The sequence below is a fragment of the Streptomyces nidicola genome, from assembly GCF_050106155.1.
In the GTDB taxonomy this organism is placed as follows: Bacteria; Actinomycetota; Actinomycetes; order Streptomycetales; family Streptomycetaceae; genus Streptomyces.
In genome coordinates, this window is sequence record NZ_JBNBPI010000001.1 from 944,901 (window position 1) to 961,405 (window position 16,505).

13 protein-coding genes are annotated in these 16,505 nt (G+C 72.1%); 5 read left to right on the plus strand and 8 right to left on the minus strand.

The window, feature by feature from the left end:
* The first annotated feature begins 5 nt into the window (after window positions 1-5).
* Entirely contained in the window at window positions 6-533 is a 528-nt protein-coding gene (locus tag ACOKM3_RS04455) for an NUDIX hydrolase family protein (RefSeq protein WP_426906700.1), read from the plus strand.
* A gap of 123 nt (window positions 534-656) precedes the next feature.
* Window positions 657-2,003 (plus strand): serine hydrolase domain-containing protein, encoded by a 1,347-nt coding sequence (locus ACOKM3_RS04460; protein ID WP_426897091.1) that lies wholly within the window; start codon window positions 657-659, stop codon window positions 2,001-2,003.
* A gap of 25 nt (window positions 2,004-2,028) precedes the next feature.
* Here ACOKM3_RS04460 and ACOKM3_RS04465 read toward each other — a convergent pair whose 3' ends face one another.
* Window positions 2,029-2,664 carry a DUF1345 domain-containing protein gene (locus ACOKM3_RS04465; protein ID WP_426897093.1) on the minus strand — a complete coding sequence of 212 codons (636 nt, stop codon included), beginning with the start codon at window positions 2,662-2,664 and terminating at the stop codon, window positions 2,029-2,031.
* 134 nt (window positions 2,665-2,798) lie between these two features.
* Between ACOKM3_RS04465 and ACOKM3_RS04470 the strand changes: the two genes are divergently transcribed.
* A complete protein-coding gene (locus ACOKM3_RS04470) occupies window positions 2,799-4,016 on the plus strand; it encodes a PucR family transcriptional regulator (protein ID WP_426897095.1) in 1,218 nt (405 codons plus the stop codon).
* Between the two features lie 33 nt (window positions 4,017-4,049).
* Here the strand turns inward: ACOKM3_RS04470 and ACOKM3_RS04475 are convergent, their stop codons facing one another.
* Complete coding sequence (locus ACOKM3_RS04475) at window positions 4,050-5,687, minus strand: FUSC family protein (protein ID WP_426906701.1); 1,638 nt, start codon at window positions 5,685-5,687, stop codon at window positions 4,050-4,052.
* Between the two features lie 385 nt (window positions 5,688-6,072).
* Here ACOKM3_RS04475 and ACOKM3_RS04480 point away from each other — a divergent pair, with 385 nt between their 5' ends.
* Window positions 6,073-8,571: an ATP-dependent Clp protease ATP-binding subunit gene (locus ACOKM3_RS04480; protein ID WP_426897097.1), complete on the plus strand. Its 2,499-nt coding sequence runs from the start codon at window positions 6,073-6,075 to the stop codon at window positions 8,569-8,571.
* Entirely contained in the window at window positions 8,568-10,889 is a 2,322-nt protein-coding gene (locus ACOKM3_RS04485; RefSeq protein ID WP_426897099.1) for an FdhF/YdeP family oxidoreductase, read from the plus strand. The genes ACOKM3_RS04480 and ACOKM3_RS04485 overlap by 4 nt, the downstream gene beginning before the upstream one ends.
* A 24-nt stretch (window positions 10,890-10,913) precedes the next feature.
* On the opposite strand, the gene ACOKM3_RS04490 is transcribed toward ACOKM3_RS04485, so the two are convergent.
* The 6 genes from ACOKM3_RS04490 to ACOKM3_RS04515 are packed head-to-tail and all read right to left on the minus strand — an operon-like array spanning window position 10,914 to window position 16,348.
* Window positions 10,914-12,152, minus strand: a complete 1,239-nt coding sequence (locus ACOKM3_RS04490; RefSeq protein ID WP_426897101.1) for a cytochrome P450 family protein — start codon at window positions 12,150-12,152, stop codon at window positions 10,914-10,916.
* On the minus strand, window positions 12,149-13,393 hold the full coding sequence (locus ACOKM3_RS04495) for a cytochrome P450 family protein (RefSeq protein WP_426897103.1): 1,245 nt from the start codon (window positions 13,391-13,393) through the stop codon (window positions 12,149-12,151). The genes ACOKM3_RS04490 and ACOKM3_RS04495 overlap by 4 nt, the downstream gene beginning before the upstream one ends.
* Complete coding sequence (locus ACOKM3_RS04500; protein WP_426897105.1) at window positions 13,390-14,037, minus strand: GTP-binding protein; 648 nt, start codon at window positions 14,035-14,037, stop codon at window positions 13,390-13,392. Before ACOKM3_RS04500 ends, ACOKM3_RS04495 begins: the two co-directional genes overlap by 4 nt.
* The gene (locus ACOKM3_RS04505) at window positions 14,012-14,371 is read right to left on the minus strand and encodes a DUF742 domain-containing protein (RefSeq protein WP_426897107.1); all 360 of its coding nucleotides are present in this window, start codon (window positions 14,369-14,371) and stop codon (window positions 14,012-14,014) included. Before ACOKM3_RS04505 ends, ACOKM3_RS04500 begins: the two co-directional genes overlap by 26 nt.
* Window positions 14,368-14,802, minus strand: coding sequence for a roadblock/LC7 domain-containing protein (locus tag ACOKM3_RS04510; protein ID WP_426897109.1), 435 nt, complete (start codon window positions 14,800-14,802; stop codon window positions 14,368-14,370). Before ACOKM3_RS04510 ends, ACOKM3_RS04505 begins: the two co-directional genes overlap by 4 nt.
* The gene (locus ACOKM3_RS04515; protein WP_426897111.1) at window positions 14,795-16,348 is read right to left on the minus strand and encodes an ATP-binding protein; all 1,554 of its coding nucleotides are present in this window, start codon (window positions 16,346-16,348) and stop codon (window positions 14,795-14,797) included. Before ACOKM3_RS04515 ends, ACOKM3_RS04510 begins: the two co-directional genes overlap by 8 nt.
* Window positions 16,349-16,505 lie beyond the last annotated feature (157 nt).

Here is a 16,505-nt window from a genome sequence, read left to right on the forward strand (position 1 = left end):
CCGACATGACAGAGACAACGCCCGGGTGGCTGGCCTCGGACGAGCTGGAGCTGGTCCGTGCCCGCATGCCGATCCTCTACGTCGAAGCCGTGCCGGTGCGCGTCGCGGACAGCGGCGAGGTGACCAGCGTAGGAGTGCTGCTCCGCATCGGCCCCGACGGCAACGTGAGCCGCGCGCTGGTCTCCGGCCGCGTGCTGCATCACGAACGGGTCCGTGACGCCCTCCTGCGCCACCTCGAAAAGGACCTCGGCCCGGTGGCGCTGCCCCGGGTGCCGGCCTCCCTGCAACCGTTCACCGTCGCCGAGTACTTCCCGACGCAAGGCGTCACGCCGTACCACGACCCGCGCCAGCACGCGGTCTCGCTGGCCTACATCGTTCCGGTCGCCGGGGACTGCCAGCCCCGGCAGGACGCGCTCGACCTGGTCTGGTTCAGCCCCGAGGAAGCGCTCTCGCCCGCCGTGCAGAACGAGATGCCCGGCGGCCACGGCGCCCTGCTCAAACAGGCCCTCGCCCACGCGGGCCTCGGCCTCTGACCCCTCCCGCGACCGGCGCCCGGCACCGCCCTGTTCCGAAACGCCGGGCCTGGTAGCACCATTGGCTGACTCACCTGCGCCGACGAGCCTGCGCCCATGAGCACGCGCCACGAGGGAGAAGCCATGTCACGAGCGTCCACCGCCCAGGCCTGGATCACGGAGCATCTGCCCAAGCTGATATCCGTGCACAAGGTGCCCGGCGCCCAGGTCGCCGTGCTCGTGGACGGCGAGGTGGTGGACGCGGCCGCGGGTGTGGTGAACAGGACCACCGGGGTTCCCGTCGCCCCGGACGCGGTCTTCCAGATCGGGTCGATCACCAAGGTCTGGACGGCGACCCTGATCCAGCAGCTGGTGAACGAGGGCCGGCTCGACCTGGACCGCCCGGTGCGGCAGTACCTGCCGGAGTTCGCCCTGGCCGACGAGCACGCCGCCGCCACCGTCACCGTCCGCCAACTCCTCTGCCACACCTCGGGCATCGAGGGCGACCGGTTCACCGACACGGGCGCGAACGACGACGCGATCGAGCGCTATCTGCCCACCCTGGCCGACGCCGAGCAGCTGTACCCGCCGGGCGAACAGTTCTCGTACTGCAACAGCGGCTACGTCGTCCTCGGCCGCCTCGTCGAGGTGCTGCGCGAGCAGACCTTCAACGCGGCGCTGCGCGAGCACCTGATCGCGCCTCTCGGCCTCGCCCATGTGGCGACCCATGTCGGCGAGGCCATCCTGGAACTGCCGGCCATCGGCCACCTCGGCCCCGACCCGCAGCCCGCGCCGGTCTACGGCCTGCCGCCCTCCACCGCCCCGGCAGGCGCCGCACTGGCGATGCCGGCGCCCAGCCTGCTCGGGTTCGTCCAACTGCACCTGGATGAGCGCGCGTTCGACGTGATGCGCGAGACGCAGGTGACGGCGCCGCCCCTGGGGGCGCTGGGCGACCGCTGGGGGCTCGGCTGGATGCTGTACGACCAGCCCGAACACTCCATGATCGGCCACGACGGCGGCACGATCGGGCAGTACGCGTTCTTGCGGGTCGTGCCGGAGGCGGGCGTCGCCGTCGCCGTGCTCACCAACGGCGGCGACGCGGCGGCCCTCTTCCAGGACGTCGGCGGTCACCTCCTCGCCGAACTCGCCGGCGCCCGGCTGCCGGCCCTGCCGCGGGTCCCCGAGGAGCCGGCCCCGGTCGACGCGCACCGCGCCACCGGCACGTACCGCTCCACGCTGCTCGACTTCGACCTCACCGTCCACGACGACGGCACCACGTCGCTGACCACCACGCCGCGCACCAGCGAGGCCAGGGTGCTGCTCGGCAAGGACAGCATCACCCAGCAGTTGGTGGGCCTCGGCCCCGACCGCCTGATCACCGTCGAGGAACGCGCGGGGCGACACGAGGTGTTCGTCCTGATCGGCAAGGACGCGGACGGCCGGGCGCAGTACCTCCACAACAGCCGGGCGGCGGCGCGCTTCACGGGCTGACCCCGCGCCGAGCGGCGCCGGTCCGTCAGCCGGTGACCATGCCCGCGACCAAATTGATGGCGGTGGCCAGAAGGCTGGTGCCGAAGAGGTACGAAAGGAGCGAGTGCCGCAGCACGACCGACCGGATCACCGAGCTGGAGACGTCGGTGTCGGAGACCTGGTACGTCATGCCGAGGTTGTAGCTGAAGTAGAAGAAGTCCCGGTACGACGGAGGGTCCTCGGAGTTGAAGTCGATTCCGCCCGCGGAGCCCTGGTAGTAGAGGTAGGCGTAGCGCGCGGCATACATCAGGTGCAGGGCCGCCCACGCCATGAACACACCGCCCAGAGCGACCGCGGCGCCCGCGTGCCGGTCCCGGGAGCCGTCGAGGAGCAGCAGCACCACGATGGCTCCCAGCCCGCACAGTGCCGTGCCGACCACCGCGAACTCCTCGGTGACGGGGGCGAAGTCCTCACGCCTGGCCTCGCGGCGGGTGGCGTCGGCGTCCATCGGCCACATCACCAGCCAGCCCGTCACCACGAAGAGGAGTTCCGCGGCGGCGATGCCCGCGAGGATGCCCATGGGCACACCGACCGGAATGCCGACGGCCACCGCGGCCACGAGGCCGACCCCCACGGAGACGGCCAGGCGGGGAACCGCGGACGACGGCAACCAGGCGCTCATGGCTCGTCACACTAGACGGGTCCGCGCCACATCGCCCCCGGTGGTCGTCGCGACACGGCCGCGCCGACTTGACGATCACGACGCGCCACGGCTACTTCTGGGCCCCCACCTCCGGCACGACAGGGGAAGCACTCATGGCTGGGCACATCGCGGACACGGACGGCCCGGTGCCGAACCCTCTGCTCGGTGAGCTGGTCGCGTGGGCGGAGCAGCAACTGCCCCGCCTGATCGACGACGTGTGCGCGGCCACCCGCGACCGTATCGACCTCTACCGCGACGAAAGCATCGTCCCGGGCGCGGAGTTGCGCGCCTCCGTCGCGGTCAACCTGCAGTTCATCCTCGACGGTCTCGCCGGGCCCAGGACCGGCACCGATCTGTCGGCGCCCGCCGACACGGGGCGGCGCCGCGCGCACCAGCGGGCGCCGCTGCCCGAGGTGCTGCGCTGCTACCGCATCGCCTGCGCCATGCTCTGGGACCTGTTCGTCGAGCACGCCCGGCGCGTCGCCCGCCCCGACTTCCTGGACGCGCTGCTCGCCGCGTCGAGCACGCTGTGGCGGCTCTCCGACGAGCACGCGCTGGCCCTCACGGAGGCCTACCGCTCGGCGACCGCGGAGCTGCTGGTCGCGCAGCAGCGGCGGCGTTCGGCCCTCATGGAGGCGCTGTTCACCGGTCAGCTGGTGCCCGAGTCCGGTTCGTGGGAGGTCGGCAGGCTGCTGGGGCTGCCCCTCGACACGCGGCTGATGGTGGCGGCCGCGGAGACCGCCGGTCTCGCCGAGGAGAGCCTGGTCGGCGTGGAACGCATGCTGGGCGGGCTCGGCATCGTGTCGGCCTGGCATCTCACCCCCGTCCTCCAGGCCGGGGTGATCGCGCTGCGCGACGAGCAGCGCGCCGAAGTCCTGGGCGTGCTGCGTGCCGCCGCCACGTCCCGTACCGGTGTGAGCCCCTCGTACGCGTCGCTCGCCGACACGCCCCGCGCCCTTCACCTCGCCCGGACGGCGCTCGCCGACATCCCCGCCGGGACGGCCGGGGTACGGGAGTTCAGCGCCAGCCCCCTTGCCGCGCTCATCGCCTACGACCCGGACGAGGGGCGGCGCCTGGCCAAAGAGGTGCTCGGTCCTGTGCTCACCCTGCCGCAGGAGGACCGCGTCGCGCTGCTGCGGACGCTGCGGGCCTACGTCGATCAGGCCGGGTCCGCCGAGAGCGCGGCGCGCGTGCTGCACTGCCACCCGAACACCGTCCGGTACCGGCTCAACCGCGTCCGCGAACTCACCGGCCGCTCGCTCAGTGATCCGCGCTCGCTGGCGGAACTGGTGACCGCGACGGACGCCGTCCGACTGGATGCCGAGGGCTGACGACACACGGCCGGCTGACGACGGCTGGAGCCGTCACTCCAGGCGTCGCAGGATCCGGTGCGCGCGCTGTTCGGCGGCGGCGAGTTCGGTGGGGTCGAGCTCGGCGGGCCACAGTTCGCCGGCCGCGGCGTCGTCGGCCTCGCGCAGTTCGACGACGGCCTCGGCCAGCCGCGACCGCAGCTCCGGCAGCGTGGAGGCGTCCGGGTTCGCCAGGGCCCGCTCGGCGAGTTCGGCCGCGGCGCCGCATGCCGTCAGCGCGCGCCGCACCCGCTCCGCCGCCCGACCGTGGATGAGGACGAGCGCGCACAGCAGGGCCACCACGATCCCCACGACGCTGCCCAGCACACGGTCCTGGACCAGGTCCTCGGCCGACACGGGGCTCGCCAGGTCGCTCATCAGCAGGGCCAGGGGCGTCAGGAACACGACCCCGATGCCGTAGTTGTGCGCGACCCCGTACTCCAGCAGGAACTCCAGGAGCACGATGACGAGGACGAGCGTCAGGGGCCCGGGGTGCATGGCCAGCACGGCGACGGCGAGCGCCAGTCCGGCCGCGGTGCCCAGGGTGCGCTGGACGGCGCGCTGGGCGGCGGTGCGCACGTTGATCGAGTGGAGCACGGCGGCCGCGGAGATCGCCGCCCAGTAGCCGTGGCCCAGGCCGAGCAGCAGGGCGATGCCTCCGGCCAGGCCGGTGCCGAGCGTCATGCGCAGGGCGGGCACGAGCAGGACGGCGCGGCGGGAGGCGCGGCCTGCCGCGTCGGCGCGGCGCCCGACGGTCAGGACCGCGGCCCGCCGTTCCAGGGCGAGTGGCGCGTCCGCGCGGGCCGGTGCGGCGGGTTGAGCACCGCGGGTGTCGCGCGCACGTGTCCCGGTTCCGATCTCCGCGAGCGCCGCCACGCCGGGGAGCAGCTCCGGCTCCCCGCGGCGACGCCCGAGGAGGATGACGGCCTGTCCGCGCAGATGCCCGGCCAGCCCCGCCGGCAGGTCCGGCGGACGGCTCGCCGAGCGGATCAGCACGGACCAGGAGATGGCTGCCAGGCGGACGCAGGGCCCGCCCTCGCTCCCGCGTTCGGCGGCGGTCGCGGGCGCCAGGCCGAGGGCCCGGTGCGCCTCGAGCACGGCGGCCGTCGCCCGGTGGCGCGCGACCCGGTCCGTCCCGCCGTCGTCGGTGGCGGCGTCGAGCAGCCCGGCGAGCTCACGCAGCGCCACGGCCACGGCCAGCCGTTGGGGCCGGTCCGGATGCGCGTACCGGCCGACCATCGCCAGCGCCCAGGCCACGGCCGCGCCCAGTGCCGCCAGGGCGGTGCGTTCCGGAACGTCGGACGGTGCCGGGGCCCCGTAGGCGGACACCGCGAACGAGAACAGCAGCAGGACCGCGCCGAGCCCCCGCAACCGGGCCGCGTCGCAGCCGATCTTCGCGGCCCCGGCCACGACCGCCATGGCGGCGACCACCACGGCGGCGCCCGCTCCCCCGTCCTGCGGCCGGGCCCAGACGCCGAGCGCCGCCCCGGCCCCGACGGAGGCCGTCATGGAGAGCGCGACAAGCGCGAGCACCCGGGCCCGGCGGGCGTAAGGGAAGTTACGTCCGAACGTCGTGGTGAATGCGCCCAGCATGGCGTAGACGGACGCTTCGGCCTGCCCGGCGAGTGCCATCGGGACGGCGACCAGGGCCATGGCAAGGGCGGCTCGGAGCCCGAACGAAAAGGTTCCGTCCTCGCTGTGCAACGCGAGGGCGCCACGCGGCGAGAGCGCCCGCCGTACCCGCTCGGCCACACGCGGCAGGTGTCTCACTCAGCTGTCCAAACGACCCGGGAATCTCTTTCTCACCGTCCGGGAAATCACCGGACAAGTCAAACAAAGAATCTATTTGAATTCCGCCATATTGAATCATCATGGTTGAATCGACGGCCGCCTTGTGCCGCTCGACAAAGGTTTTTGTGGCGATTACCAGAATTACCGAAGGGCGTCGGGCCGTGGCGTCCGCTCTGCGAAGATCAGCTTGCGGGGGGTCAGGGGCAGGGGTTGGCTTGGAGAAACCCATTGCGCACTTGGAGTCACCATGTCGATGTCGCCGTTCGGGTTCGGTCCCTCGGACCCCTTCAGTGAGATGTTCAACCGGTTCTTCGGTACGTCCCCCGCGAGCTCGCCACCGGCGGTGCAGCGCGTGCCCATCGGCCGGCTGCTCACCGAGTCGTCCCAGGAGCTGCTCAACCTGGCCGCGCAGAAGGCCCATGACGACGGCACATCCGATCTGGACACCGAACATCTGCTGTGGGCGACGACCAAGGTGGAGCCGTCCCGCCGGGTGCTTGAGCAGGCCGGCGTGGACCCCGACCGGCTCGCGGAGGAGATCGCCAGGATCCTTCCGCAGGAGGCGGGACAGCCGTCCGCGGAGCCGGGGCTCACCCCCGCGGCCAAGCGTTCGCTGGCCGCCGCCCACGCCCAGTCCCAGGCCGCGGGCGTCTCCTACATCGGGCCCGAGCACATCCTCGGCGCCCTGATCGCCGACCCCGGGACGGGAGCGGCGCGGCTGCTGAGCGCGGGCGGCCTCGATCCGCAGCGGCTGGCGAACGCCACGGAGCAGGCGGCCCGGCCGGAAAGCGGCGGCGGTGGCGGCGGGTCGACGGGGGCGTCCACGACGCTCGACGAGTTCGGCCGCGATCTCACGGAAGAGGCCAAGGCCGGCAAGCTCGATCCGGTCGTGGGCCGCGCCGAGGAGATCGAGCAGACCGTGGAGATCCTCTCCCGGCGCTCCAAGAACAACCCCGTGCTGATCGGCGAGCCCGGCGTCGGCAAGACCGCCATCGTCGAGGGGCTCGCCCAGCGCATCGTCGCGGGCGAGGTGCCCGACACTCTCAAGGACAAGCGGGTCGTCTCCCTCGACCTGTCCGCGATGGTGGCGGGGGCGCAGTACCGCGGCCAGTTCGAGGAACGTCTGAAGAAGGTCATCGAGGACGTCCAGAACGCCGGCGGCGACATCATCCTGTTCATCGACGAGCTGCACACCGTCGTCGGCGCGGGCGCCACCGGCGAGGGCTCCATGGACGCCGGCAACATGCTCAAACCGGCCCTGGCGCGCGGTGAGTTGCACGTCGTCGGAGCCACCACCATCGACGAGTACCGCAAGCACATCGAGAAGGACGCCGCGCTGGAGCGCCGCTTCCAGCCCGTGCTCATCCCGGAGCCGACGGTCGAGGAGACCGTGCAGATCCTGGAGGGGCTGCGGGACGCGTACGAGGCGCACCACCAAGTCCGGTTCGCCGACGGCGCGTTGACCGCCGCGGCGGAGCTGTCGGACCGCTACATCAGCGACCGGTTCCTGCCCGACAAGGCCATCGACCTGATGGACCAGGCGGGCGCCCGGGTGCGGCTGCGCAATGCGAGCCGTTCCACCGAGGTCGTCGAGCGCGAGGACCGGATCGCCAAGCTGACGCGGGAGAAGGACCAGGCCGTCGCGTCCGAGGACTTCGAGAAGGCCTCCGAGCTGAAGAAGCAGATCGCCGAGGTGGAGGGCGAGGTCGCCGGGATCGAGGAGCGCCGTGAGGGCGTGGTCTCGGTGACGGCGGGCGACATCGCCGACATCGTGTCGCGCCGCACCGGCATCCCGGTCGCCCAGCTGACGGCCGGCGAGAAGGAGCGGCTGCTGCGCCTCGAGGAGGAGATGCACGCCCGCATCGTCGGGCAGGACGAGGCGGTCACCTCGGTCTCCGAGGCGGTGCGCCGCAACCGGGCGGGCATGGGCGACCCGAACCGGCCCGTCGGCTCGTTCCTCTTCCTCGGCCCGACCGGCGTCGGCAAGACCGAACTCGCCAAGACCCTGGCCGAGTTGCTGTTCGGCGACGAGAGCCGCATGGTCCGCTTCGACATGAGCGAGTTCCAGGAGAAGCACACCGTCGCCCGGCTCGTCGGCGCCCCTCCCGGTTACGTCGGCTACGACGAGGCGGGGCAGCTCACCGAGAAGGTCCGCCGCCAGCCCTACAGCGTCGTGCTGTTCGACGAGGTCGAGAAGGCGCACCCCGACATCTTCAACACGCTGCTGCAGATCCTCGACGACGGACGGCTCACCGACTCCCAGGGCCGCACCGTCGACTTCCGGCACTGCGTGGTCATCATGACGTCCAACATCGGCGCCCACCGCATCCTCGCCCACCAGGGCGACGCCGCCGAGCTCAAGGACGAGCTGATGGAGGAGCTGCGGGGCCGTTTCCTGCCGGAGTTCCTCAACCGCATCGACGACATCATCGTCTTCCACAGCCTCACCGAGGACGACCTCGGCCGGATCGTCGACCACCTGCTGGACCAGAGCGAGCGCCGGGTGCACGCGCAGGGGCTGAAACTCGAGGTCACCGAGGCGGCCAAGAAGCTGCTGATCGCGCACGGCCACCAGCCGGAGTTCGGCGCCCGTCCGCTGCGCCGCACCATCCAGACCGAGCTCGACAACCGCATCGCGTCCCTGCTGCTCGGCGGCGAGGCCGATCCGGGCGACACGATCGTCGCCGACGTGCAGAACGACACCCTGCACTGCACGATTCGCAGGAACTCCACCGACAAGGAATGAGCCCCGTGAACGCCTCCCAGGACGGTCAGGACACACCCGAGCCGCGCGTCGGCCCTGCGCCCGACGAGAAGCCGGACTTCCATCCGTACCATCACCCGGCGGCGGGCTGGGGCGCGGCCAAGAGCGTCACCCGGTTCATGGTGCGCGAGCGCGAACTGCTCGACGGGCCCCGGGCCATCCTGAAGATGAACCACGAGAACGGCGGCTTCGACTGTCCCGGCTGCGCCTGGCCGGACGACCGCAAGGGCCTGCACCTGGACATCTGCGAGAACGGGATCAAGCACGTCACCTGGGAGATGACGCGCAAGCGGGTCGGGCGCGAGTTCTTCGCCGCGCACTCGGTGAGCGAGCTGTCCGGGTGGAGTGACTTCGCGCTCGAGGACCAGGGCCGGCTGACCGAGCCGATGAGCTACGACCCGGACACCGACCACTACGTCCCCATCAGCTGGAAGGACGCGTTCGAGCTGGTGGGCCGGACGGTGCGGGAGCTGGACAACCCGAACCAGGCCTCGTTCTACACGTCGGGGCGGCTCGGCAACGAGGCCACGTTCCTCTACCAGCTGTGGGCGCGCGAACTGGGCACGAACAACCTGCCCGACTGCTCCAACATGTGCCACGAGGCCAGCGGCCGCGCCCTTCAGGCGTCCCTGGGTACCGGCAAGGGCACCTGCGACCTCGCGGACTGGGAGGCCACGGACGCCCTGTTCATCATGGGTGTCAACGCGGCCTCCAACGCCCCACGAATGCTCACCGCGCTGGCCGAGGCGTACCAGCGCGGCGCGCAGGTCGTGCACGTCAACCCGCTCGTCGAAGCGGCGGCGACCCGCACGATCATCCCGCACGACTTCAAGGACATGGCGCTCAACAAGGCGACGCGGACCAGCACCCTGAACCTCCAGGTGCGCATCGGCGGCGACATGGCGTTCCTGCGCGGCATCGCCAAGGCGGTCCTGGAGCAGTCCGGCTCGGATCCGAAGGCGCTCGACCGGGAGTTCATCGACCGCCACACCGAGGGCTTCGACGCGTACCGCGCGCTGTGCGAGGCGACTTCCTGGGACGAGATCGAGCGCCAGTCGGGGCTGAGCCGCGACGCCGTCCTCAAGGCGGCCCGCGTGTACCGCGACGCGGACCGCAGCATCATCAGCTGGTGTCTGGGCGTGACGCAGCACGAGCACGGCGTCGACACGGTCCGCGAGATCGTCAACGTCCTTCTGCTGCGCGGCAATCTGGGCCGCGAGGGCGCGGGCCCCTCCCCCGTGCGCGGGCACAGCAACGTCCAGGGCAACCGGACCTGCGGCATCGACCACCGGCCGAGCGACGCGTTCCTGACCCGGCTCGCGGAGGCCTGCGACATCGACGCGCCGCGTGCGCACGGGCTCGACACCGTCGGCACGATCGAGGCGATGCGGCGCGGCGACGTGAAGGTGTTCGTCGGCATGGGCGGCAACTTCGCGCTCGCGGCGCCCGACACCCCTTATACGTACGAGGCGTTGCGCACCTGTGAGCTGACGGTGCAGGTGAGTACCAAGCTCAACCGCAGCCATCTGGTGCACGGCCGCAGGGCGTTGATCCTGCCGTGCCTGGGCCGCACCGAGAAGGACCAGCAACGCGGCGGCTTGCAGGCCACATCCGTCGAGGACTCGATGAGCATGGTGCACCTGTCCGTCGGCATGAAGCGCCCCGCGTCCAAGCACCTGCTGTCCGAGCCCGCGATCATCGCGGGCATGGCGCGCGCCTCGCTGCCCGACAGCGCCACGCCCTGGGAGTGGTACGTCGAGGACTACGACCGCGTCCGCGACACCATGGCGCAGGTCATCGACGGGTTCGAGGACTGCAACCGCCGGGTGCGCCTCCCGCTCGGCTTCCGTATCAAGCAGCCCGCACGGGAGTTGGTCTTCCTCACCGACTCGGGCCGCGCCGAGTTCTCCGCCGCCCCGCTGCCCGACGTCGTCCCGGAGCCCGGCACCCTGGCGCTGGGCACGATGCGCTCCCACGACCAGTGGAACACGACGATCTACTCGGACAACGACCGCTACCGGGGCATCAAGAACCTGCGCACGCTGGTCTTCCTGAACCAGGACGACATGCGTGAGCGCGGCATCGGCGAGTTCGACCCGGTTGACATCACGAGCACCGCCAGGGACGGCAGCCGGCGCAGCCTCGCGGGCTATCTGGCCGTCCCGTACGACATCCCGCGCGGCTGCGCGGCCGGGTACATGCCGGAGATGAACGTGCTGTGCGCGATCGGCGACCACAGCACACAGAGCGACCAGCCCATCATGAAGCACGTCAAGGTGACGGTGACCCTCTCGGCATGACGGGCCGGCCGGGACCGGTGCGGCTCAGCCGTGCAGGTGCACCGGGATCTGCTGCCAGCCGTACGCGATGAACGACGGGACCTGGCGCAGGTCCTCCGCCCCGACGGCGAGGCGCAGGTCCGGGTAGCGGTCGAAGAGGGCGGGCAGGGCGGTGCGGGCCTCCAGGCGGGCGAGCGGGGCGCCGATGCAGCGGTGGACGCCGATGCCGAAGGACATGTGGTCGTCGGCGGCGTGGGTCGCGTCGAACTCCGAGGCCGTGGGTCCGTAGTGTTCGGGGTCGTAGCCCGAGGCGGCGTACGTGGTGAGGATGGCGTCGCCGGCCGGGATCGTCACGCCGTCGACGGTCACGTCGGTGACCGCGAACCGCAGCGGCAGACTGGCGATGGAGGGGTGCACGCGCAGCGTCTCGTCGATGACGGCGTCCCAGCCGATCTCGCCCGCGCGGACGGCGGCCAGCTGTTCGGGGTGGGTGAGCAGGGCGACGACCGCGTTGCCGATCAGATTGACGGTCGTCTCGAAGCCGGCGCCGATGACGAGGAGCAGGGTGTAGAGCAGCTCCTCGTCGCTGAGCCGGTCGCCGTCCTCCGCGCGCACCCGCAGCAGCTCGGTGGTCATGTCGTCGCCGGGGTGCTCGGTGCGGTGGGCGATGATCGCCGGCAGCACGGCGCCGATCTGCTCCTGCACGAACGCGCCGTGCTCGGGGCTCGGGTCGGAGGTGTCCATGATGGCGTCGACGAGGCGCTCGACCGGTTCGAGCAAGTGGTCGGGGACGCCGAAGAGTTCACAGATCAGCTGCATCGGCAGCTGGTTGGCGTACAGGGGGCGCAGATCCACGACCTCGTCGGCCGCCGCCGCGTCCAGGGCCGCGAGGAGCTCATCGGTGATCTTCTCGACGCGCGGGCGCATCAGCTCGGTGCGGCGGGCGGTGAAGCTGGGAGCGACGAGCTTGCGCAGCCGCGTGTGGTCGGGGCCGTACGTGGAGAGCATGTTGACCACGCCGACCCAGCCGAGCACCCAGCCCCACTCGGGGTGTTCGCCGACCTCGGGCCAGAGCGACCAGTGCTTGCGCGGGTCCTTGCTCACCTGCGGGTCCAGGATCAGTGAACGGAGGGTGTCGTAGCGGGTCGGTGCCCAGGCCGGGATCCCGCCGGGCAGTTCGACGGGGACCACGGATCCCGCCGCGCGCAGTCGGGCGGCCTCGGCCGGCAGGTCGGCGCCGAACGGGTCGATGGCGATACGGGGCGAAGACGCGGTCTCGGTCACTCGGACGCTCCTGACTGGGATGCGGTACGGGGGACGAAGCGGACGGGCAGTTCCGTCAGGGAGCGGTGGAACGGCCCGGTGCGCCAGGTCAGTTGCTCGCGCGGGGTGGTCGGCTCCAGGTCGGGGAGCCACTGGGTGAGGCGTTCGATGGCCTCGGTGGCGATGAGCAGGGTGTGCTGCTTGACCGGGCAGGAGTGCTCTCCGGCCGACCAAGACAGGTGCGAGGCGTCCTGCGGGTGGCGTGCGGCCGGGGACCGCGTGGCGGCCTCCTCCGCGGTGAGTCCTATGGCCCCGTAGGAGATGACGACGGGGACGGCGGCGCGCACCCACACGCCGTGGAACGTGAGCGGCTTGCGGGCGAAGTGGATGCCGTAGTTGGCCAGCGGTGTCTCGTGCCGCAGGACCTCGACGACCGCGTCCATGACCGGCCGGGAGCCGCTGGTCAGCGTCGAGTAGTACGCCGGGTTGCCGAGGATCCGCGACAGGGCGTTGGAGACGAGGTTGGCGGTGGGCTCGTGGCCCGCGCCGAGCATGAGGAAGACCTGCCAGGTGACCTCCTCGGGGGTGAGTCCGAGGGGGTGGTCGAGCAGCCAGCTGGTGAGGTCCTGGCCGCGCCGCGCGCTCTTGGCGGCGACGAGGTCCAGGATGTAGCGCCCGAACTCCTCCTCGCCGCGCGCCGCCTGGTCGCCGCCGTCCATCACGCGCGCGATGGCGTCCTGGAGCCGGTCGCTCTCGCTGTCGGGCAGTCCGAAGAGGTCGTTGAAGACCAGCGACATCAGCGGCCGGGCGAACTCGCTCACGAGGTCGGCCCGCCCCCGGGACGCCATCCGGGCGGCCAGCACGTCCACGGCGCGGTGCACCCGCTCGCGCAGGTCGTGCGGCTCCACCAGGTCGAAGGCGTCGGAGAGGGAGCTCCGGTAGCGGACGTGCAACTCGCCGTCGTTGAACAGGGCGTTGGGCCGCCATCGCATCATGCCGAGGATCGGCGCGTCGCCGTCGACGGTCTCCTCCCACGGCCGCGGGTCGTGCGACCAGGCCTCGGCGTCGTGGAGCAGGTCGAGGGCGGCCCGCCGGTCCGTGACGACGTACGCGGGTACGCCGGGGGCGAGTTCGGCGTGGCCGACCGGTCCCTGGGCGCGCAGGGTCTCGTAGTAGCTGTGCGGGTCGGCGGCGAAGCCGTCCTCCCACAGGCGGACCGGCGCGGACAGGTGGAAGTCCTCGGCCTGCGCGGGATACGTCATCGGGGCTCCGGGATCGTGCGGTCGATCAGGTGCTGCACGAGGGCGAGCAGGGCGTCGACGGAGGAGTGCGTGTCGCGGGCGTCGCAGATCACCATCGGGGTGTCGTCGTCCAGGTCGAGGGAGAGCCGCAGCTGCTCCTCGGTGTAACTGCGGGAGTCCGGGAATGTGTTGAGGGCGACGGCGTAGGGCAGACCCGACTCCTCGACGAGGCCGAGGACCTCGAAGGACTCGTCGATCCTGCGGGTGTCGACCAGCACGAGGGCGCCGAGCGCGCCGTACGCGATGTCGTCCCACAGCGCACGGAAGCGCTCCTGCCCCGGGGTGCCGAACAGGTAGAGGACGGCCCCGCCCTTGAGGCTGATCCGCCCGAAGTCGATGGCGACGGTCGTGGTCGTCTTCTCTCGCACGCCCGCGAGGTCGTCGACCGTGGCCGACGCCTCGGTGAGCTGCTCCTCGGTGTGCAGCGGGCGGATCTCGGAGACGGAGTCGATCAGGGTGGTCTTGCCCACCCCGAAGGGCCCTGTGACCAGGATCTTCACCAACTCCCGTGCGGTGTCCGGGAGATGCACGGCGCTCTTCGCGCTCGGCGGCGCGGGCTCGGCGCTCGGGGGCGCGGACTTAGCGCTTGAGGGCGCGGAGGCCATCGGCGACTCTCTTCAGCAGATCGGGATCGGGCTGCGCGGCGGGCGGGACCGGTGGGCGGGCACCCACGAGCCCCTGGTCGATCAGTGCGGCGGCGAGCACCCGTACGGCGGAGACCGGCAGTTCGAGCAGGGCGGCGGACTCGACCACCGTGAGCGAGCCGCCGTCCAGGGTGCGCAGCAGGGCGTGCTGCGCGGCGGGCAGGGCGGCGGGCCAGGGCGCGCCGACGCCGGTCAGCACGGACAGCCGCTCCAGGCTGTTGCGGCTGGGCTGCGCGACCCCGCCGGTGGCGAGGTACGCGGGGACCAGCGGCCGGCCACTCCGGCGGCCCGTCATGCCCCAGTGCCGCCGGCGATGCCGCCGTCAGCCCCGCGGGGCGCCGCCGCCATGGCCTTCTCGCCCAGCCTGGCCACCTGCGAGTGGACACGGTGACCGAGCAGATCGAGCCGGACCTCTGGGTCTCCGAAGGCGGCCACGCAGGTGCCGTGCGCGGTGGGCGCGACGAGGATGTAGCCGTGGTCGGACTCGATGACCACCTGACGTACGTCCGCGGACTCCTGGTCGGCGAAGGCGGCCGCCGCGGTGCGACAGGCGCCCTGCACGGTGCTGGTGATGGCAGCGACGCGCTCCGCGGAAGCCTGCGTCAACGCCTCGGTGTACCCGGAGACCAGGCCGTCCCTGGTGAGCAGGACGGCGGCCTGGACGTGCGGGATCTCCAGGATCGGATCGAGGACCCAAGCGCTGTCGCCGAGGTCACGGCTACTCATCGGGGGTGTTCCCTTCACTGGTGCCGGGGCGGTCGCCCGCGGTGTCGTGCGGTTGCTGTGCGGCCTCGTCGTCCCCCGGCGCGGCGCTCCGAGCCGCGGCGGTGGCCGCTTGCAGGGCGCCGAGCGCGGCGGCCTGCTCCTCGGGGCTGCGGTGCGCGGCGGGCCGCGGCTTGGAGGGAGCCGGACGCGCGTCGGACTGAGCCTCGGACTGCGCGTCCGGCTTCGCGCCGGGCTTCGCTTCGGTGCGGACCCGGCGGCGCCGCCGCGGCAGTTCGTCGCCGTCGGTGAGCGAGGTGGTGTCCGGCCGGGTGGGTGTCACCACCGGGGCCGCGTCCGGGGCCGGGGCCGGTGCGGGCACGGACGCGGACGTCACCGGCGCCTCGTCCGCCGCGAGGGCGTGGGTGGCGTCGTGGGAGACGTCTCGCGTGGTGTCGCGGGTGGACCGGGGAGCAGCCGCGGCCGGCCTGCGCTCCTCGGGGGCGATCCGGCACAGGAGGTGGTCCCGTACGAGCAGGACCGCGCGGACGCCGCCGTACGGAGAGGGCGACGACAGGTCGACGGACAGGTCGAACTGGCGGGTCAGCTGGCCGATCGCGGCGAGTCCCATGCGCGGCGGGTCGCCGAGCTCCGACAGGAGGATGGGCTGCTCCCCCGCCACCATCCGCTGGGCATGCGCCCGCTCGTCGGAGCTCATGCCGACTCCGGCGTCGTCGACGGTCACGCTGACGCCATGGTGGACGCGCTCGAGGTGCACGCCCACGGTGGTGTCGGGCGAGGAGTGGCGCAGGGCGTTGTCGAGCAGTTCGGCCACGATGATGGCGACCGGCTCGACGGCGTGCGAGATAAGCCCGGTGCCGTCCTCCAGGTGGTTGTGGACCTCCACCCGCTCGTACCCGGCGAGCCGCGACTGGCCGCCGGTGACGGCCTCCACCAGGTACGACTCGCCACGGGCGAGCCCGACCCAGGCCCCACAGACCACGGCGGCGACCTGCGCCCGGCGCAGCGACTGCTCGTTCTCGTGGTCGAGCGCGAACAGCGTCTGCGCCAACTCGGGGTCGTCGTAACGCTCCTGGAGCCCGCGCAGGACATCCTGGAGCCGGTACAGGCCCGCCTGGATCTCGCGCGTCGCACCGCGCATCCCGGCGCGGGCGGCGGCGTCGACCCGCTTGCGCTCCTGGGCGATGGCGGTGCGCAGCCCGTCGAGCACGGCATCGAGGCCGGCGGCCAGCTCCTTGCCGCCGAGGTCGGGCTGGAGGGGTCCTGGCACCTGGTAGTGCGGGTGGGCGGCGTGGGTGGCCGCGGCCGGCATGCGCGTGCCGGACAGGTGGGCGACCTCGGAGGCGAACGCCGCGGCGAGATCGTCGACTTCCTCCCGGGCCGCCTCCAGCTCCTCGCGGGAGGCTTCGAGGCGGGAACGGAGCGAATCGGTCTCGTCGCGCTGCCTGTCGCTGTGTTGACGGGCCTTCAGCAACCCGCCGCCGAGCACGAACGCCGACACGGTCCCGGCGGCCAGGGCACCCGCGGCCAGCTCGGGTATCTCAATCATGGATGCGGACCTCGAGGGGAACAGGGCGTGGGGGCCGACTGCGAGGAGGGGACGGGGCGGGAGGGGGTAGGAGGGCAGGCACGGAAGCCCAGCTGCCGCTTGCGACCCTACCTCCCACCACACGTTCGAGTGAAGCCGTCCAGGATCTTGAATCGCG